The 20,500-nt window shown below is 34.4% G+C and carries 17 protein-coding genes; 5 read left to right on the forward strand and 12 right to left on the reverse strand.

Annotation, left to right across the window (positions count from 1 at the left end; translation table 11 throughout):
• Positions 1–124 precede the first annotated feature (124 nt).
• Together N4T20_RS05585 and hflX are read left to right on the forward strand one after the other, a co-directional pair.
• The gene (locus N4T20_RS05585; RefSeq protein WP_260672099.1) at positions 125–982 is read left to right on the forward strand and encodes a hypothetical protein; all 858 of its coding nucleotides are present in this window, start codon (positions 125–127) and stop codon (positions 980–982) included.
• A 165-nt stretch (positions 983–1,147) separates the two neighbouring features.
• Positions 1,148–2,380: a GTPase HflX gene (gene hflX / locus N4T20_RS05590; protein WP_260672100.1), complete on the forward strand. Its 1,233-nt coding sequence runs from the start codon at positions 1,148–1,150 to the stop codon at positions 2,378–2,380.
• A 68-nt stretch (positions 2,381–2,448) separates the two neighbouring features.
• On the opposite strand, the gene N4T20_RS05595 is transcribed toward hflX, so the two are convergent.
• The 6 genes from N4T20_RS05595 to N4T20_RS05620 form a co-directional block, all read right to left on the reverse strand.
• A complete protein-coding gene (locus tag N4T20_RS05595; RefSeq protein ID WP_260672101.1) occupies positions 2,449–3,399 on the reverse strand; it encodes a DUF3078 domain-containing protein in 951 nt (316 codons plus the stop codon).
• A 79-nt stretch (positions 3,400–3,478) separates the two neighbouring features.
• Positions 3,479–3,988 carry a DUF2480 family protein gene (locus N4T20_RS05600; RefSeq protein ID WP_260672102.1) on the reverse strand — a complete coding sequence of 170 codons (510 nt, stop codon included), beginning with the start codon at positions 3,986–3,988 and terminating at the stop codon, positions 3,479–3,481.
• A 155-nt stretch (positions 3,989–4,143) separates the two neighbouring features.
• Entirely contained in the window at positions 4,144–4,467 is a 324-nt protein-coding gene (locus N4T20_RS05605) for an SUF system Fe-S cluster assembly protein (protein ID WP_012023258.1), read from the reverse strand.
• A gap of 86 nt (positions 4,468–4,553) precedes the next feature.
• On the reverse strand, positions 4,554–4,979 hold the full coding sequence (locus tag N4T20_RS05610; protein WP_201999101.1) for a SufE family protein: 426 nt from the start codon (positions 4,977–4,979) through the stop codon (positions 4,554–4,556).
• Between the two features lie 2 nt (positions 4,980–4,981).
• Positions 4,982–5,407 carry a hypothetical protein gene (locus tag N4T20_RS05615; protein ID WP_260672103.1) on the reverse strand — a complete coding sequence of 142 codons (426 nt, stop codon included), beginning with the start codon at positions 5,405–5,407 and terminating at the stop codon, positions 4,982–4,984.
• A 13-nt stretch (positions 5,408–5,420) separates the two neighbouring features.
• Complete coding sequence (locus N4T20_RS05620; RefSeq protein ID WP_260672104.1) at positions 5,421–6,635, reverse strand: aminotransferase class V-fold PLP-dependent enzyme; 1,215 nt, start codon at positions 6,633–6,635, stop codon at positions 5,421–5,423.
• A gap of 220 nt (positions 6,636–6,855) precedes the next feature.
• Here N4T20_RS05620 and N4T20_RS05625 point away from each other — a divergent pair, with 220 nt between their 5' ends.
• Positions 6,856–8,205, forward strand: a complete 1,350-nt coding sequence (locus N4T20_RS05625) for a serine hydrolase (protein ID WP_260672105.1) — start codon at positions 6,856–6,858, stop codon at positions 8,203–8,205.
• A gap of 106 nt (positions 8,206–8,311) precedes the next feature.
• Here N4T20_RS05625 and sufD read toward each other — a convergent pair whose 3' ends face one another.
• The 5 genes from sufD to N4T20_RS05650 form a co-directional block, all read right to left on the reverse strand.
• Positions 8,312–9,628, reverse strand: a complete 1,317-nt coding sequence (gene sufD, locus N4T20_RS05630) for a Fe-S cluster assembly protein SufD (RefSeq protein ID WP_111368792.1) — start codon at positions 9,626–9,628, stop codon at positions 8,312–8,314.
• A 117-nt stretch (positions 9,629–9,745) separates the two neighbouring features.
• Complete coding sequence (locus N4T20_RS05635; protein WP_260672106.1) at positions 9,746–10,114, reverse strand: four helix bundle protein; 369 nt, start codon at positions 10,112–10,114, stop codon at positions 9,746–9,748.
• A gap of 47 nt (positions 10,115–10,161) precedes the next feature.
• Positions 10,162–10,908, reverse strand: a complete 747-nt coding sequence (gene sufC, locus N4T20_RS05640; RefSeq protein ID WP_260672107.1) for a Fe-S cluster assembly ATPase SufC — start codon at positions 10,906–10,908, stop codon at positions 10,162–10,164.
• 158 nt (positions 10,909–11,066) lie between these two features.
• On the reverse strand, positions 11,067–12,515 hold the full coding sequence (gene sufB, locus N4T20_RS05645) for a Fe-S cluster assembly protein SufB (protein ID WP_008466071.1): 1,449 nt from the start codon (positions 12,513–12,515) through the stop codon (positions 11,067–11,069).
• Between the two features lie 85 nt (positions 12,516–12,600).
• Positions 12,601–12,930 (reverse strand): HesB/IscA family protein, encoded by a 330-nt coding sequence (locus N4T20_RS05650; RefSeq protein ID WP_260672108.1) that lies wholly within the window; start codon positions 12,928–12,930, stop codon positions 12,601–12,603.
• A 331-nt stretch (positions 12,931–13,261) separates the two neighbouring features.
• On the opposite strand from N4T20_RS05650, the gene N4T20_RS05655 reads away from it, so the two are divergent.
• On the forward strand, positions 13,262–14,182 hold the full coding sequence (locus N4T20_RS05655) for a hypothetical protein (RefSeq protein WP_260672109.1): 921 nt from the start codon (positions 13,262–13,264) through the stop codon (positions 14,180–14,182).
• Positions 14,183–14,260: 78 nt separating this feature from the next.
• Entirely contained in the window at positions 14,261–15,118 is an 858-nt protein-coding gene (locus tag N4T20_RS05660; protein ID WP_260672110.1) for an MBL fold metallo-hydrolase, read from the forward strand.
• A gap of 73 nt (positions 15,119–15,191) precedes the next feature.
• On the opposite strand, the gene N4T20_RS05665 is transcribed toward N4T20_RS05660, so the two are convergent.
• Positions 15,192–20,252, reverse strand: coding sequence for a LamG-like jellyroll fold domain-containing protein (locus N4T20_RS05665; RefSeq protein WP_260672111.1), 5,061 nt, complete (start codon positions 20,250–20,252; stop codon positions 15,192–15,194).
• Positions 20,253–20,500: the final 248 nt, after the last annotated feature.

Here is a 20,500-nt window from a genome sequence, read left to right on the forward strand (position 1 = left end):
AAAAATGAAATTAATGGACTGAATTTTAGAGTATTATTGAAAAGTTTGTAGTTTTTGTATTTCAAATTGTTAAAATCTAAATGAATTTTGTATTTTGGTCATCCCAAATCAATACAAGTACCACATGAAAACCTACTTTATTGCCATCATAATGATGGTGTTTCCTTTCTTGATGCATAGTCAAGACAACGTTAAGCTAAAGCAGATCAACATTGTAAAGACAAATTACCAAAACTCTAAAGACGGCGAAATTGTTAACAAAACAATGGTTTTTAAAGAAGGTAAACTTCAAACAATAACCACTTCAGATGTTGTGCAGCATTTCTATTACAACAAGAACGGTTTACTGGATATGACTGTAAAAGATAAAGTGGGAAGCGACTGGAAAGAAGTAATAAATTATACGTACAACGCTGACAATAACATTACCAAATTTGTAAAAAAATACCAAGAAGGGCCAAATTATATTACTAAAACTGTTTCATTCGTATACGAAGGAGCACGTGTAAAAGTAACAACAAAAAAGAGCACAAATCATCAGAATTTAGTAGATGATATTGAATATCTTGTTGAAAACGGAATTATCGTAAGACGTACTTCTCGCGATAGAAACAAAGCAATCATCGGAAAATTAGAATACGTTTATGTAAACGATAATGTGTCTAGACATAAAGGATTGGTTGGAGATAAAATCTCTAAATCATACACTTACGATGATAAAAAATCGGTTGACCAATTAATCGTTCAAAGTCTTTTTGGGGATAATTACAAAGTAATTGTTCCGATGATTTCTTATCATGAAGAAGAATTTGAGTTTGAATCTATTTCTTATAATAATGAAATGAATTTCAGCCCATCATCTACAGCTTTAGTTGCGGTGAGCAGAAAATACAAATACAACAAATTAAATTACCCGATTTCTTGTTCTCAAATAGAAGAAAACGGAATTGTGAAAACGGAAAAAACATTTATTTACGAATAAACGTTTTAAACTTAGACCATTTATTGAGTAAGTGGAACCTTGTTGAGTTTATCTTAACGGGTTCCATTTTTTTTTGCAGTTTATTCTGCTAATATAAATGTAAAAACAAAATTGTATAATTGATTGTAGCTGACAAATGATTAAATTTGCACCTTATTCAAGACTATGTTAGAAAAAGAAGTTATAAATTTTGAGCGAACAGTAATTGTTGGTATTGTTACTCAGAATCAAAGTGAAGAAAAGCTAAATGAATATTTAGACGAATTGGAGTTTTTGACTTTTACCGCTGGAGGTGAAGTTATTAAACGCTTTTCGCAGAAAATGGAACGCCCTAACCCAAAGACTTTTGTGGGTACGGGGAAAATTGATGACATCAATCTTTTTGTAAAAGAAAACAAAATATCTACTGTAATTTTTGATGATGAACTGACGCCGTCACAGCAAAAAAACATCTCAAGAATTATTGACTGTAAAATTCTAGACAGAACCAATTTGATTCTAGATATTTTTGCGCAGAGAGCCGAGACTTCATACGCTAGAACGCAGGTAGAATTGGCGCAATGCCAATATTTGCTTCCGAGACTTTCTGGTTTATGGACACACCTTGAGCGTCAAAAAGGAGGTATTGGTATGCGTGGACCTGGAGAAACAGAGATTGAAACCGATAGACGTATTGTGCGTGACCGAATTTCGTTATTGAAAGATAAAATCAAAACGATCGACAAACAAATGAGCATTCAGCGCAGCAATCGCGGGGCAATGGTTCGTGTAGCTCTTGTTGGATATACCAATGTCGGAAAATCGACTTTGATGAATGCAATTGGTAAAAGCGATGTTTTTGTTGAGAACAAATTATTTGCAACTTTAGATACAACCGTTCGAAAAGTGGTGATAAAAAACCTTCCGTTTTTACTTTCTGATACGGTTGGATTTATTCGAAAACTGCCAACACAATTGGTCGATTCGTTTAAAAGCACCTTAGATGAGGTTCGCGAAGCCGATTTATTGCTTCACGTAGTAGATATTTCGCATCCAGATTTTGAAGATCACATCGAATCGGTAAATAAAACTCTGCAAGAGATAAAAAGCAACGACAAACCAACCATAATGGTTTTTAATAAAATCGATGCCTACAAACATCTTACTATCGATGAAGATGATTTGATTACAGAGAGAACCAGAAAACACTGGACGCTTGACGAGTGGAAACAAACATGGATGAGCAATGTGGGGCAGGACAAAGCGCTGTTTATTTCTGCAAGAAATAAAGAGAATTTTGAAGAATTTAGAGAAACAGTTTATGAAGCGGTTCGCCAAATTCATATTACGCGTTTTCCTTACAACAATTTCTTATATCCAGATTACAAGGATGCAGTTGAAAAAGATGACGAAGAATAAAATAGAAACGGCTTTTGAGAAATCAAAAGCCGTTTTTGTTTTGCTACAGAAATCTAGTCAAACAATAATTAAAATCCGAAATTAATTCCTAAACCAAATACTTCTCTCGTTTGAAGTCCTGCAAATGCATTATCATCATAAATAGCCTGAAAAGATAAATTAGCAGATAAAAACTTATTGATTTTCATAATGACATTTAGTGAATAATTTATATCGACGTTTTGCGGGTCTTCGAGATAATTTGAATAAAGGTTAAGTGTGTTCTCGGCAGTCACGTTTGTCATAATGGCCAGTTTGTAATAAACGGAAGCGTAAAAACCAAGCTCGTAACGTATGCTTTTGCCTTCGTCAACACCAAAATAACTGCCGTCTACATAGGGTAGGCCTGTAAATCTATCGATTCCGGTCGTATAGGCACTGTCTACAAAAGTGAATTTTGAAGTTAATGGCGCAAAATTTATTTTAAGATTTTCGTCTTTTGTCCAGTAGATACCAGGACCAGTGGTAAGATATCCAGGAGACATAAATTTGGTTTGTTCAGTCCTTATTTGCTTTCCATTGGCATCTTGATCATAAATGTAACCAGTTGAAAATTGTGTTCTAAAATTTAGGAAGTATGAATAATACCATTGCCCAAATGCTTTTTTTCCAACGATAGAATTGAATTCTAAGCGGTCATCTGTTTTTTTTGTGAAGTCATCATTTTTGGTTTGAAGAAGACCGTAAGATGCTAAAACTTTGTTGTCCCAAGTTAGATTATCCTTCTTATAGTTGAAATCATAATTGATTCCAAGCGTTCCAGAGAAGCTGTCTTCACCTCCTGCAATCCAGTTGTTAAAACTCGATTGGTTTAATAAGAGAGAAACAGTTCCTTTTGTTTTCCAGCCTTCGCCTTCTATGGTATCGTTGATTTTTTTTACTGCTTTTTCAGTATTCTGAATTAACTCTTTTTCTGAATTTTGGGCTTGTAAAAATGTAAAGTTTACTAAAATGAAAAGTAATAGGGTTAGCTTTCTCATGGTCTTTAGTTTAGAAGTGTATAATCAAATATACTAAAAACCAATGGAAAGTTAAGGTTTACTGTAGTGTTATTGCAGGTTATTTCTTAGATTCTTTGTATAAAGGCACAGCAGAACACGCTTCGCCGTACATAATGCTGCGGGCAAATGGCTGTAAATAATTTGTAGCCAAAATATAAGCGCGCATTGGAACGGGTTTTCTAGAACAGCCTTTTACAATAACAGGTTTGCCTTTGTAAGCAGAGTAATCTATTTTGCTTAAGAGCTCTTCATAAAGGCTTGCGTCAAGATCTTCAATAGTTCCGTTCACTACTTTTTTGGCAAAAGGAGCCAAATGAACGCCAACTAAAATTAATGCCCAAGCGGGAATAATAGCATCTGTACTGCAGTTTACAGCGACATATTGATCTTGATATTGCGACCAATCGTGATTTTTAAGGTGTTCTCTAAAGTCTTTTTCTTTCAATAAAAATCCTTCCAAAAGCCATTGCGAAATGTCAATCTGCACACGCATTCCTTTTGGATAATAATCCTCCAAATCAAAAACTTCTAAAGCACTATTGGCAACTTTATTGATGATTTCTTCCATTCTTTAAGTCTTAAAGTCTAAGGTCGAAAGTCATAAAGTCTCTAACTTTGGACTTTATGAGTTTCAACTTTATGACTAATTGTTTTTAAGTCTTAAAGTCGAATGTCAAAAGTCCCTTAACTTTTAGACTTTCGACTTTCGACTTTACGACTAAATTAAAGCATTCCTAATTCTAACTTAGCTTCTTCGCTCATTAAATCTTTGCTCCAAGGCGGATCAAAAGTAATTTCAACATCAACATCTTTAATGTTTTCGATTGTTTTTACTTTTTCTTCCACTTCTCTTGGCAAACTTTCCGCTACGGGGCAGTTTGGTGAAGTAAGTGTCATAAGGATTTTTACTTCGTAATCTGTATTTACCATTACGTCGTAGATTAATCCTAATTCGTAAATATCTACAGGAATCTCAGGATCATAAATGCCTTTTAAAACTCTTACGATTGATTCTCCTAATTCGTTTGTGTCTATTTCTTGTTCCATTTTGTTATTTGTTTTTTGCCACGAATTTCACAAATTCCCCGAATTAAAAATTAGTGTTAATTTGTGTAATTTGTGGCAGAAGAAATTTAATTTTTGTTTTTAGCATCAAAAGCTAAAGCGTACATTTTGATGTTTTTTATCATCGAAACCAAACCGTTGGCACGTGTTGCAGATAAGTGTTCTTTTAAGCCAATTTCATCTATAAAATCAGTATCAGCTTCCAGAATATCTTTTGCCTTTTGATTAGAGAAAGCACGAATTAAAATCGCGATTATTCCTTTAGTCAAAATAGCATCGCTGTCTGCTGTAAAGACAATTTTGTCGCCTTGTTCTTCGCCCTGCAGCCAAACTTTAGACTGACAGCCTTTGATTAAATTATCGTCGGTTTTGTATTCTTCTTTGATTAACGGAAGACTCTTCCCTAGTTCGATGATGTATTCATAACGCTGCATCCAGTCGTCGAACATTGAAAATTCGTCAATTATTTCGTCTTGTATTTCTTTTATCGTCATAATTATTCTTTAGAAAAATCAACTAATAAATTTACTAGTTTTTCGATTTCTTTTGGAGGAAAACCATTGTCAAAACCTGGTGTTTCGTATGTTTTTCCATCTTTGGTTATTTTTAAATTTCCTATCGCAGCACCATCATAAGTGCGTTTGTCTGTTGGCGCTTTTAAGGAAGAAAGACTTTCTAAATTTACTTTTGAATAAGCATCAACAATTTTGTTCCATTTTGCATCATCGATGTTGCTTTTAACAGCTTCGGCGTTACGCTCTTTAATCACAGATACCGATTTATTTTGCACAACAATACTTTTGTAATAACCTCTCGACATTGCAGAATATTCAATTTGAGTAGATTTCATGTCTGCTTTTTTTTGACTGCAGCATCCTGTAGCCATAAAAAGCGTTAGGAGCAATAATGATACTATTCGCATATATTTTGTTTTTTTAGCTTAACATAGTTTGTGCTTTTTTAACAGCATCAACCATGGCATCAATTTCTTCTTTGGTATTATAAAACGAAAATGAAGCACGAATTGTCCCCGGAATACAGAAGAAATTCATAATTGGCTGTGCGCAATGATGTCCTGTTCTAACCGCAATTCCTAATTTATCTATAATAGAACCGACATCGTATGGGTGGATCCCATCAATATTAAACGAAACAACAGAAGCTTTATTTTCACCTGTTCCGTAGATTCTTATCCCTTCAATTTCAGATAAACGTTTTGTAGCGTGCTCTAAAAGTTCATGCTCGTATGCCTGAATATTTTCGAAACCAACACTGTTTAAATAATCAATTGCAGTACCTAAAACGATTCCGCCAGCGATATTTGGAGTTCCAGCTTCAAATTTATGAGGAAGATCTGCGTATGTTGTTTTTTCGAAAGTAACTTCTTTAATCATTTCGCCACCGCCTTGATAAGGAGGAAGCTTGTTTAGCCATTCTTCTTTTCCGTAAAGAATTCCAGTTCCCGTTGGGCCGCACATTTTATGTCCCGAGAAAGCATAAAAATCACAGTCTAATTCCTGAACATCTGGTTTTAAATGCGGAACCGCCTGCGCACCGTCAATTAAAACTGCAGCACCAACCGAATGAGCTTTATCGATCATATATTTAATTGGGTTAATGATGCCCAATGCGTTTGAAATATGATTTACCGTAACAATTTTTGTCTTATCTGAAAGCAGTTTGTCAAATTCGGCAATGATTAATTCTCCGTTGTCATTGATTGGAATAACTTTTAAAACAGCTCCCGTTTTTTCGCATAACATCTGCCAAGGCACAATGTTGCTATGGTGCTCTAAAGAAGAAACGACAACTTCATCACCAGGTTTTAAAATAGAAGCAAATCCGTTTGCAACTAAGTTAATTCCGTGAGTTGTTCCAGAAGTAAAAAGCACTTCATGGGCAAATTTTGCATTGATGTGATCTTTTACTTTTCCGCGGGCAACCTCGTAAGCGTCAGTTGCTAACTGGCTTAAAGTGTGAACGCCACGGTGAATGTTGGCATTGATTTCGTTATAATATTTTATTTCAGCATCAATTACAACTTGCGGTTTTTGCGAAGTAGCTCCGTTGTCGAAATATACTAATGGCTTTCCGTTTACAGTTTGTGAAAGTATCGGGAAATCAGCTCTTATTTTTTGAATATCTAGCATGTCTTATTTAGAAAAAATCTATTTACAAAAGTACTAAAACTAAATTTGTTTATACAGAAATTCTATAATTTCCTTTTATGACGCCATTGTTGTGTGGAGTAAATACTGATTCTGTAAAAATCGATAAGATTTTCTGAATTATCCGAAACAGATTTCTAATTTGAGTTCTAAAATAGTGAAGATAAATTATTTATATTGCAATAAAAATAACTGACATATCATGAAAAAATTTCTCAAAGTACTCTTGCTAGTGCTGGTTCTTGCTTTTTTGTATTTCGGATTTACCACTTATCCGAAACTTGATTTGATTTCTGGTTTCTCTGCCAAGAGTGTGGCATCGGGGCATTTTATAGACAATCGCCCGTTAGATTTAATTCAGAAAACAGACAATGATATCAATTTGGTTGATTTGGCTAAAAACTCAATTGATGATGGTGGAAAATTTGCCATTTCTTCTGTTTATGGACTGAAAGAAAGAAAAGCTATTTATCGCGAAGGTTTAGGGGCGACTTTGATTAATGATGATTTTGATAGTACAAAACCATATCTTCTTCCAAAAAGAACAAAATTAGAAAACAATCTTCCTTTTCCGTACGGAAATAACGAACCAAAAGATTCTGCTTTCGCGAATGTTGATTATTCAAAATTGAAAAAAGCGGTTGACAATGCTTTTGACAAAACTGGCGCAAGAATTAAAAGAACGCGCGCTGTTGTAGTTTTGTACAAAGACCATTTAATTGCTGAGAAATATGATACAGGTTTCAATAAAGACAGTAAAATTTTAGGCTGGTCGATGACCAAAAGTATCACAAGCTCGGCTTTTGGAGTTTTGGCTAAACAAGGAAAAATTGATATCTACAAACCTGCTCCAATAAAAGAATGGCAGAATGACGAACGCAAAAATATTACGATAAACGATTTGCTTCATATGAATTCTGGTTTAGAATGGGAAGAAAATTACAGCACAATTTGCGATGCTACACAAATGCTTTTTCAGGCAGAAGATATGGGAAAAGTGCAATTGGATAAGCCTGCGCAGTTCAAACCAAATTCACACTGGAATTACTCCTCTGGAACAACCAATTTGTTGTCTCTGATTTTAAGAAGACATTTTAAAACTCAACAAGAATATCTTGATTTTTGGTATAGCGCCGTAATCGACAAAATCGGAATGAACTCGATGATTGTCGAGCAAGATATGTCAGGAACATTCGTGGGTTCGTCTTACGGATGGGCAACACCGCGCGATTGGTCAAAATTTGGATTATTATATCTGCATAAAGGAAATTGGAATGGCGAGCAAATTTTGGATGAAAGTTGGGTAAAATATACGGCAACTCCAACGAATACTTCGGAAGGGAAATATGGAGCGCAATTTTGGCTAAACGCAGGCGGAAAATTTCCTGATGTTCCGCGCGATATGTTTTATTGCAGTGGTTACCAAGGACAAATGGTGGCGATTATTCCGTCAAAAGATATGGTAATCGTGAGAATGGGAGTGAGAGAAGAAGAACCTGGATTTGATTTTAATGGGTTTTTGAAGGAGGTTATTTCTTCAATAAAAAAATAGAATTTAACCGTAAAGGCGCCAAGTAAAAAGCGCAAAGTTCGCAAAGTTTTAAATAAAAACCTTTGCGAACTTTGCGTAATCTTTGTGTCTTTGCGGTAAAACCTGACTACAAATCAAATCCTAAATTCACGCCTAATTTTGTAGCAATGATTTTAGTAATTCTTTGTTTTAATTCTGGTATTTTGATGCTTTCGATAACGGCATTTGAAAACGCGTACATCAATAAAGCTTTAGCTTCTTTTTTCGGGATTCCGCGTGACTGCATATAGAACATTGCTGTTTCGTCAAGCTGTCCAACAGTACAACCGTGAGAACATTTTACGTCATCTGCAAAAATTTCCAATTGCGGTTTTGCATTGATGGTCGCTTTGTCGCTCAATAAAATGTTGTTGCTTTTTTGGAAAGCGTTTGTTTTTTGAGCTTCTTTTTCTACCAAAACTTTTCCGTTGAAAACTCCTGTTGAACGATCAGAGAAAATTCCTTTATAATCCTGAAAACTTTCGCAATTTGGCTGTGCGTGGTTTACCAGAGTATAATGGTCAACGTGCTGTTTGTCGTTTAAGATCGAAATTCCGTTTAGCGTACTTGTCAATCTTTCTCCAAAATGGTAAAAGTTTAAGTTGTTACGAGTTAAATTTCCACCAAAAGAGAAAGTATGCACATAAGCATGGCTTTCCTGTTGTTGTGAAACGTAAGTGTTGTCAATTAAATTCGCTTCGCTATTATCGTTTTGAATTTTGTAATAATCAACAATAGCACGTTTTTGAGCAAAAATCTCAGTAACAGAGTTTGTTAAAACCGGGTTTTCGTTCAAACTTTGGTGGCGCTCAATAATTTGAACGTGTGAATTTTCGCCCACAATAACCAAATTTCTTGGCTGTACCATTAAAGCGGCTTCATTTCCAGTTGAGAAATACATGATCTCAATTGGTTTGTCAGCAACTTTTTTCTTTGGGATATTAATGAAAGCACCTTCAATTGCAAAAGCCGTATTTAATGAAGTCAAGCTGTCATCTTTACTTGCGATTTGATTAAAGTAGGTATCAATAACCATTTTATATTTTGGTTTGGTTAATGCCGATGACATCAAGCAAACGTCGATTCCGTCATGTGTTGTAGAAGACAAATGCGAACTGAAAACACCATCAATAAAAACTAATTTATAAGTGTCAATTTCGTGTAAAAAGTATTTTTTTACCTGATTGAATTCGATTGCATTTTCCTGCTTTGGAAAAACCGTAAAGTCATTTTTTAAGATGGCGTTTAGCGATGTATATTTCCAAGCTTCTTCTTTTTTGGTTGGGAAACCTTTATTTTCGAAGTTTTTTAAAGCATTTGTGCGTATGTCATGCAAGTCTGAATGCACATCAACACGCTCCTCAAAAGCCATAAAAGACGATACTAATTTTTCTTTTAAATCCATTGTTCTTTTTAGTCTTAAAGTCGAAAGTCGAAAGTCGAAAGACTTTGGATTGTCGACTGTTTTTGCCTAAAGGTCAAGAATTAAAGCATAAAGTTTTTGACTTTATTACTTTCGACTTTATGACTTTGGGCTTAAATATTTAATGAAACCGCTTAATAATTTCGAAATTTCTGTTATCGATTCTAAAAGCATTTCAAATTCTTCTTTTATAATGTATTCTAAATCAAAAGCCAAATATAATTGAGATCTTACTTCTCCTGCGGATGCTTTGGTTACATATAAAAAGTAAATAAACTCTTTGTCTGTATTTCTCTCAAAGCCTTCTGCAATATTTGATGAAATAGAAAGTGATGCACGTCTAATTTGTCTAACAAAATCAAAGTCTTTTTTGAAATTAGAATTTTCAGTTATCAAATATATTTTCTTATTGAAGATTCGAGATTTTTGCCAAGAATTTATTTCCTCAAAAGATTTGAACTTACTCATATTGTATTTTCGACTTTATGACTTTTGACTTTCGACTTTCAGACTGACTAATTCTCTGCTTTAATCCAGTCGTATCCTTTTTCTTCTAATTCGTAAGCCAATTCTTTTCCTCTAGATTTTACGATTCTTCCGTTGTAAAGAACGTGAACGAAATCAGGAACGATATAATCTAGCAAACGCTGGTAATGCGTGATCACGATAATAGCGTTTTTGTCGCTTTTTAATTTGTTAACTCCGTTAGCTACAATTCTTAAGGCATCGATATCAAGACCAGAATCGGTTTCGTCAAGGATGGCTAATTTTGGCTCTAACATTGCCATTTGGAAAATCTCGTTTCTTTTTTTCTCTCCTCCAGAAAATCCTTCGTTAAGAGAACGAGATAAAAATTTACGGTCGATTTCTAATAATTCAGATTTCTCACGAATTACTTTCAGCATTTCGTTTGCAGGCATTTCTTCCTGTCCGTTTGCTTTACGAGTTTCGTTGATGGCAGTTTTCATGAAGTTAGTAACGCTAACTCCAGGAATTTCTACCGGATATTGAAACGAAAGGAAAACACCTTTGTGTGCTCTTTCTTCAGGAGCTAAATCGCCAAGATCTTCTCCATCAAGAATAACCTCTCCGTCTGTAACTTCGTAGTTTTCGTTTCCTGCAATAACAGCAGAAAGCGTACTTTTTCCAGAACCGTTAGGTCCCATGATAGCGTGAACTTCTCCAGCTTTTACTTCTATATTAATTCCTTTAAGGATTTCTTTATCACCAATTGCGGCGTGAAGGTTTTTTATTGATAACATCTTTTTTTTGTTTAAAGTTTCAAGTTTCAAGTTCTCAGTTGTGCTGAAAAACGAAACTTTGAAAAATCTTTTATTTTAATATGATATAAAATTCTTTTTTAATGGTTGCAAAAGTAAGTTTCGGATCAAAAACTTGAAACCTGAAACCTGAAACTTTTTTAACCTACAGATCCTTCTAAAGAAATCTCTAATAATTTTTGAGCTTCAACCGCAAATTCCATCGGAAGTTTGTTCAATACATCTTTACTGAAACCGTTTACAATTAAGGCAATCGCTTTTTCAGTCGGAATACCTCTTTGGTTACAGTAGAAAACCTGATCTTCTCCAATTTTACTTGTAGTCGCTTCGTGCTCGATTTTTGCAGTTGGATTTTTACTTTCGATATATGGGAAAGTGTGCGCACCGCAATTGTTACCCATTAATAATGAGTCACATTGAGAAAAGTTTCTTGCATTTTCTGCTCTTGGAGAAATCTGCACTAAACCACGGTAGCTATTTTGTGATTTTCCAGCTGAAATACCTTTAGAAATAATAGTCGATTTAGTGTTTTTTCCTAAATGGATCATTTTTGTTCCGGTATCGGCTTGTTGGAAATTATTTGTTACGGCAATAGAATAAAATTCTCCTACAGAATTATCTCCTTTTAATACGCAAGAAGGATATTTCCAAGTTACAGCAGAACCTGTCTCTACTTGTGTCCAAGATATTTTAGCGTTTGTTTCGCATAAACCTCTTTTGGTTACGAAGTTGTAAACCCCACCTTTTCCTTCTTTGTTTCCAGGAAACCAGTTTTGAACGGTAGAATATTTAATTTCGGCATCATCCAAAGCGATTAACTCAACTACAGCAGCGTGCAATTGGTTTTCGTCACGGCTTGGAGCTGTACAACCTTCAAGGTAAGAAACGTAGCTTCCTTCATCGGCAATAACAAGAGTTCTTTCAAATTGTCCTGTTCCAGCCTGATTGATTCTGAAGTAAGTTGAAAGTTCCATTGGGCATTTTACACCTTTTGGAATATAACAGAAACTTCCGTCAGAGAAAACGGCTGAGTTTAAAGCTGCGTAGAAGTTGTCTTTCTGAGGCACAACAGTACCTAAATATTTTTTTACTAATTCAGGATGTTCTTTGATGGCTTCAGAAATTGGACAGAAAATAATTCCTTTTTCAGCCAAAGTTTTCTTGAAAGTTGTGGCAACAGAAACAGAATCGACAACAATGTCCATTGCGATATTGTTCATTTTTTTCTGTTCGTCGATAGAAATTCCTAATTTTTTGTACATCTCTAATAATTCTGGATCAACATCGTCCAGCGTTTTATTAGGATCTACTTGTTTTGGAGCAGAATAGTAAGAGATTGCCTGAAAGTCTGGTTTTTCATAACTAACGTTTGCCCATTCTGGCTCGATCATTTCTTTCCAAGCGCGGAAAGCCTCGATGCGCCATTCGGTCATCCATTCAGGTTCTTCTTTTTTTAATGAAATAGCTCTTACAATTTCTTCGTTTAAGCCAATAGGGAAAGTTTCAGATTCTATATTGGTATAAAATCCGTACTCATATTCTTTAGTTTCCAGTTCGATCTTTAAATCGTCTTCGGTGTATTTGCTCATTATTTTTTGTTGTTGTCTAATGTTTTAAAGTCTAAAATTCGAAAGTCAGTTAAAGTCTTTGCGACTTCTCACTTTCAGCTTTTGACTAAAGAGAGAATGATTCTCCGCATCCGCAAGTTCTGCTCGCGTTAGGATTATTGAAAACAAATCCTTTACCGTTTAATCCGCCAGAGAATTCTAAAATAGTTCCAGCTAAATAAAGAAATGATTTTTTTTCAACAGCTATAGATATGTCGTTGTCTACAAATATTTTATCGTCTTCGTTTTTGGTTTTATCAAATTTTAATTCATATGATAAACCAGAGCATCCGCCGCTTTTAACACCAACTCTTACATAGTCGTGCGCAGCATCAAAACCATCGTCTGTCATTAAGTCGATGATTTTCTTTTTGGCAGTATCAGAAACTTTTATCATGGTTCTTAGTATTTGTTTTTAATAAACATTTTGCTTCTGTATAAAAAATATTACAGATTTAAAACGCTAATTTTCAATGTTAAATAGAAATTGTCTGCAAAGATACGACTTAAAAACCTTTTTCCATAACGGTTCACATTATTATAACAAATGAGAAAATAGATAATACTTATTTTGACAAAATCGATCTTAAAAAGCTGTTTCAAATCAGAAGAAATTTGTTCTTCTTAAAATGAGCTGCAAATATCGCTCCTAATTGTTAAAAAACAAGTATTTCTACTGATTATAGCCATTTTTTATTCAATAATTTTGCAGAAAATTAGGAGTAATCATGAAAAAACAAAATGAAATAAAGTGGTTTAAACCCTTGTTTGCTGCAATTTTTGTTTTAGGAGCAGGTGCTGTAGTTTTGGTTTTTAGCAGTGAACCTGATAAAAATACTAGTGAAGCCAAGGAGGCAGGTATTGCCAATATAATCTCATTTGAAAGTAAGGAAGCAAGTGAGCAGAAGAATATTCTAGATTCTTTAAATACATTAAAAAAGGCGTATGATAGGGCTATTTTAGAGAAAACAGCTTTGTCTAATGAATTGGAGCTGGAACGTAAAAATGTGGAGAATTTAGTGGCTATTATTAAAGCTTCTAATAACCCATCGGCGGAACAGATTAGGGTTTATCGCAATCAGCTTTCAGATTTGAATGCGTCATTAGCAAGCAGAGTTCTGGAAATTAAAAAACTGAAATTTCAGAATAAAAATCTGCTGACAGAAATTGAAAGCCAGAATGTTGCCATGTACAATCAGAAGGTAGAAAACGACACTTTGGTTTCTAAACAGAAAAAATTAGAATCGACTTTAAAAGATGCTTCAAAGCTTTATCTAAGCAATTTTAAAGCAATTGCACTTCGAGAAAAAAGTTCTGGAGCAGAATTGGAAACAACAAAAGCGAAGAATACAAAAAAGCTTAAAATTAGTTTTACCGTTAACGGAAATGCTGTTGCTAAAGCAGGAAGACGAGTTTTTTATGTTCAGGTTTTAGATCAGAAAAATACGGTTTTGGGCGATAATAAGCTGATTGAATTTGGAAATGATAAAGCGCTTGTTTACAGTTTTATAGTAAGCACCGATTTTCAAGGGAAATCTGTAAATGCTTACGGAATTTTAAATGCTGACCAGTTTAAGAAAGGAACTTATTTTGTGAATTACTTTGATAAGCAGGAAATAATGGGAAGCACTTCGGTTACATTAGAATAAAACAAAAGTTTTTTGACTTTAAATTTTAGCAAAAGGAGTTTGAATTTTCTAGCTTTGTTCTTTTAGAAAATTATTCTCATGAAACTTTACCCTATAGAATCTGGAAATTTTAAGTTGGATGGAGGCGCTATGTTTGGCGTTGTCCCTAAGACCATTTGGAATAAAACCAACCCAGCAGATGCCAACAATCTTATTGATATTGCGGCACGCTGTTTATTAATCGAAGACGGAAATCGTCTTATTTTGATTGATACCGGAATGGGCAACAAACAATCAGAAAAGTTCTTCGGGTATTACTCGCTTTGGGGTTCGCATTCTTTAGACAAATCGCTGGCAAAATATGGTTTTAATCGAGATGATATTACAGATGTTTTTATGACCCATCTTCATTTTGACCATTGCGGAGGAAGCGTTCAATGGAATGCTGATAAAACTGGTTATGAACCGGCTTTTAAAAATGCCAAATTTTGGACAAACGAAAACCATTGGGAATGGGCAACAAAACCCAACGCGAGAGAAAAAGCTTCTTTCTTGTCTGAAAATATTCTGCCAATGCAGGAAAGCGGACAACTGAATTTTATAGAAAGACCCGAATCTGATTTTGGTTTTTCAAAAGAGCTTGGTTTTGATATTTACTACGTTGATGGCCATACCGAAAAACAGATGATTCCTTATATAAAGTATCAAGATAAAACGATTGTTTTTTGTGCCGACTTGCTGGCGACAGCGGGTCATATTCCGCTTCCGTATGTGATGGGATACGATACGCGACCTTTGCTGACAATGCCTGAGAAGTCAAAATTCTTGAATTTGGCAGCAGATCAGAATCATTATTTGTTTTTGGAACATGATGCCCACAATCAGATTATAACGGTTGAGCATACCGAAAAAGGCGTTCGATTGAAAGACGTTTTTACTTGCGAAGAGATTCTTTAAAAGAACAACTTAATAAAAAACTCCCATCTTCAATTGCTGAAAATGGGAGTTTTGTTTTTAAAGGATAATGCGATTATTCTACTATGATTTTTTTAGCAGAAGCGGCATCTCCATTGATTAGATATACATAATAAACTCCTCTAGGCAAGCCAGATAAATCGATCGTATTATTTGTATTTGCGTTATTTAAAGTAAAAGATTTTACCAATTGCCCTAACGAGTTGTAAACTGTTGCTTTGTCTAAGGCAATATTATTAATAGTTATTTCGCCTTTTGTTGGGTTTGGATATACAATAACTTGGCTAAACTCAGATTTGTCAATGCCCAGACTTTTGCAAGTATTAGAATAAGCAGTAGTCGATTCTTTGATATTTGACCAATTTGCATTTGAATAATTCTCATCATCAACTTGTATGCAGCTAAGATTTGTAAGTCCTAAGAAAGTGGTATATAATGCAGCAGCAGATTTTCTTCCGGTATTTGATGGCAGAATAAAATTAGCATTGTTTCCGTTTCGAAGATTTAAATAAACCAAAGGATTATTGACAACATATACAATTCTGAGCTTCGTATTTTTGGATAAATCTAATGTAGTAAGCTGATTTGAAGAAGCGTTTAGCGTTTCTAGAAGTAAATTGTTGCTTACGTCAAGAGATGTAATTTGGTTATTGCTCACGTCTAAATATGTCAATGAGGTGAAATATTCAATACCTGTCAGATTTTTAATATTGCTGTTTGAAAGGTCTAAACTTGTTATCGAAGTTGCATCGGCAACTGTGATTTTTCCGTTAAGACCATCAGTGTCAATTCCTAAATCAATTAATTTTTGTTCAAAATTAGTGTCTGGAAGCGCTACATATTCTACTGTGCAAGAGGTATTGTAAGTCGCCCAAGAATCTTTAGCATTCATCCAGTTTTTATTCGCATAAGCGACATCATCAACTTGAATACAGGTTAATTTAGGATTGTTTTTCAAATTATCAACCATAGTGGTATTGATGAATTTAGTATTGTTTCCGTTTTTTAAATTAAGATTAATTAATTGATTGGAAGCACATTTTAGATAGTTTAATGAAGTGTTTTTTGAAATATCAAGAGATGTTAATAAATTAAAACTACAATTCAAGCCGCCTGATAAAGGATTATTAGAAGTATCTAAACGGGTAATTTTATTAGAATCACATTCGATTCTGACAAGATTAGTGTTTTTTGAAGTATTTAAAGCTGTTAATTTATTGCTATTGCAATACAAACCGTTCAATAAAATATTTTTAGAAATATCTAATTCTGTTATTTGATTATGATCGCAGATTAAATCTTCAAGAGCTGTATTTTGAGAAAGATCAAGGGTCGTTAATAAATTAGAACTACAGGTTAAGTGCACTAAAGCAGTATTTTTTGAAACGTTTAAATCGGTTATCTTATTTCCTGGTAAATATAAAAATTTTAAAAGTGTATTTTTTGAAACATTTATACTGTCTATTTGGTTGTTATGAAAGTAGAGACTTTTTAAAGCCAAATTTTTAGAAACATCCAAAGCTTTTAACTGATTATCGCCTATAGATAAAGATTCTAAAGCAGTATTATTAGAAAGATCGATGCTGGTAATTTGATTTTCATCGAGATAAAGAATTTTTATAGACTTAAAATCTTGAATTCCAGATAAATTGCTAGTTGACTTGTTCGTAAAATACAATTCAGTTACTGAAGCTACTTTTGCGGTAAGAACTCTTCCGTCTGGAGTTCCAGAATCAATTCCTTTGGCAATTAAGGCTTTTTCAAAATTCAGATCGGGAATCAAAGTATACCCATCGTTGCAGTTCGTATTAAAGTTTGCCGTGACATCTTTTTTGGAAGACCAGTTTGCATTGGCGTAAGCCGCATCATCAACTTGTATGCAAGTTAAACTTGGGTTGTTGGCAAAATTTAGATAGACAAGTTTAGTATTGTTGCCATTCTTTAAATTTAGACTCTTTAATTGATTATAATTAGGATATAAACCAACTAAGGAAGTGTTTGCGCTAGCATCCAAAGCGGTTAGCTGATTTCTTGAACAGTTTACAAATTCTAAAGCTTTATTTTTGCTTATATTTAAATTTGTTAATTGATTAGATTGACAATATAGCTCTGTTAGAGTAGTGATTTTAGTAACATCCAATGAGGTTAATTTATTTTCGCGGCAATCCAGCAAATTTAAAGCTGTATTATTACTTACATCTAAACTAGTTAATTGGCTTGTATTGCAACCCAAAAATGTTAAAGCAGTATTTGAGCTTACATCTAAAGAAGTATATTGGTTTGAACCCGAATCTAATTTTGTTAGCGCTGTATTTGCTTTAACATTTAAAGATGTCAATTGATTTGAATAGCAGATCAAATTAAGCAAAGCAATATTATTACTTACGTCTAACGAGGTTATTCTATTGGTATTACAATCTAGAGTAGTTAGAGCGGTATTTTTGCTTATGTTTAATTTTGTTAATGAATTTTGACTGCAATTCAAATCAGTTAATGCTGTGAAGTCTTGTATTCCTGTTAAATCTGAAATATTACTTTTGCTAACGTCTAAGGAAGTTAAGGTGTTGATATTAGATGTGTGGATTTTTCCATCACGAGGAAAGTTATCCAATCCTAAATCGATTAATTTTTGTTCAAAATTCGGATCTGGAATTAAAGTATAAGCAGGCTGCTCCCCAGGAGTGTACAAAGCTGAAATTTCCTCTGGAGTTAAAACGCGATTCCAAATAGCAACATCATCTATTTTTCCTTTAAACCATTCATCTTTATTATCAGGATATCTTTCTCCCAATCGGAAGATATTATTCGTTGTGTTTAAACTTACGGCTCTTTCATCTACAAATTTACCGTTTACATATAAAGAAAGTTTAGTGCCATTATAGGTAAGTGTAAAGAAGTACCAATCATTGTTTGCGTAATTAAAATTGTTTACATAAAAGTCATCATTAGAAAAATCTGAACCCGTTATAGGTTCAAGGTAACCTTTGCTGTAAATATAAAGAGATAGCCTTTGCAGTTTTTCGGCATTGCCATAATTAAAAATACAAGTTTCAAGTTTATTAGGATTGCTAAAAACATTGTCTGTTTTAAACCATCCTGATATTGTTCTTGAAGCATTTTTTTGAGGAATATTTGGCATAAAAACATTTATAAAATTGTCTACGCCATTAAAACTATAAGCACTATTATTGTTTCCAAACCTATCTGAGGTTAGGGTAGCACCAGCAACGCTCGCATTTAATCTGTTTCCGCTTGCATCGTTGGCATTTCCGTTAAAAGGATAATAAGCAACCAAACCATCTGTTGGTATTGGATCGCTTATTGAAACAGGCTGAATAGATACGTCAAATGCTGCTTTTGCGCTTTCACATCCATTGAGTGTTTGCGAAACATAATATTTGCCTGTACGCAAAGGGGTTGATAAATCTAATGGAGTTGTATCTGTATCAGAACTATACCATTTAAGGCTGATTCCGCTAGCTTTTAAATTAGCTACAATTGCGGTACTGTTAAATGTCTGTACATCGGGATATGTATATGGTGGCGGAGTATTGCCAGGTTGAATTTCTGCTATAATTTGAATGATACATCCGTTTTTGTCTCTTACCATTACTTGATACATTCCAGAAGGCATATTAGCAAAGACATTTGAGTCTTGATAAGGATTATTTGAAATGGAGTATTGGTATGGTAAAGTTCCTCCAAAAGCATTAATGGTCAAACTTCCTTTTTTATTTACATCGCCACAGACAGGGCTTTCAACAATTACTGTTGCACTAAGAGCAGTTGGTTGCAGAATGTCAAAGCTTTTTGTGATTGATAATGAAGCAGCGTCTGTTATTGTGCAAGTGTAGGTTCCAGCGGCTAAGTTTGTTATAGAAGCTGTTGTTTTTCCATTAGACCAAAGATAAGTATATGGAGCTGTACCGCCATTAACTGATGTTATAGATGCTGATCCTGTAGTGCCAAAACAGGTTATATTTGTAAATTCTGTTGTTGCTGCTAATGTTCCAGGGCAGGCCAAAAGTGTTGGAGCATTTTTATTGGCAAATGTTCCCAGACCTAATTGCCCTTCAGAATTTCGACCTGTTGTCCAAAGAGAGTTGTTTGTATCTACGACAGTCGTGTGAAAATAACCAACAGCTGTAGTTTCATAATTGGTTGCAGATCCTATTTGAATAGGAGCCATAATATTAGCATTTGCCCCATTGCCTAATTGTCCGTCTAAATTGTATCCCCAGCCCCACAGAGATCCATTGTTTTTAATAGCAATGGTATGATTTCCGCCGCAACTAATAGTTTTCCAATCTGTAGAAGTTCCTATTTTTGTCGGAACATAGAAATCTGTTCTAGAGCCACTGCCTAAATTTCCGTATGCACTTTCTCCCCAGCCCCATAAGCTGCCATCGGTCTTTATAGCCATGGTATGGGATACACCAGCGGAGATGGTTTTCCAATCACTTGACGTTCCAATTTTCTTTGGAAGAAGGATGTCAGTGTGAGTATTATCGCCTAATTGCCCAAATGAATTTGATCCCCAGGCCCATAATGTTCCATCTTTTTTAATAGCAATACTGTAAGCAGAACCTGTTTCAATTGTTTGCCAGTCATTTGCTGTACCTATTTGAGTGGGAGTATTTTTATTGTTAGTTGTTCCATCACCCAGTTGTCCGTTATAATTATTTCCCCATCCCCACAAAGTGCCATCTGCTTTTAAAGCAATGCAAAAACCATCTCCAGCCGAAATTGCGGTCCAATCGGTCGCAGTTCCTATTTGAATAGGTACGCTGCTGTTTGTTCTTGTACCATCACATAGCTGTTCGTAATAGTTATCACCCCAAGCCCATAACGTTCCATTTGTTTTTAATGCAACAGCAAAGGATTGTCCTGTCGAAACAGTCTTCCAATCTTTATTGATTCCTATTTTGGTAGGCTTGTTTGTTATTGTAAAACTGCCAATACCTAATTGTCCTCTTGCATTTTCTCCCCAAGACCAAAGATCACCATCTGTTGTTAAGGCAATAGTGTAACCAGCTCCCGCGGCTACTGATTTCCAGCATTGGGCATTTATCTGCGAAAAAGAAAGAATTAAAATTAAAAGTAAAATTTTCCTCATAGAGTTAATATTTGGGTTAATTAATTGTGAGACGAATTTAAATTGAAAAATCTGCTAAAAACAGCAACAAATCATTTTGTTATGATAAGCCAGTCCATAGATTTTGCCAGAGCAATTATATAAATTCCGTTCTAGATTTCTTTACGGGAAGACGTAACGAAATAAAATAGAATCAGTATGTTGCAAAAAACTCCCGTTTTCAAAAAAATGAAAATGGGAGTTTTGATTTAACTAATTGTAATTTTTAA

Origin of the sequence: Flavobacterium sp. TR2, from assembly GCF_025252405.1 — a bacterium.
Lineage (GTDB): Bacteria > Bacteroidota > Bacteroidia > Flavobacteriales > Flavobacteriaceae > Flavobacterium.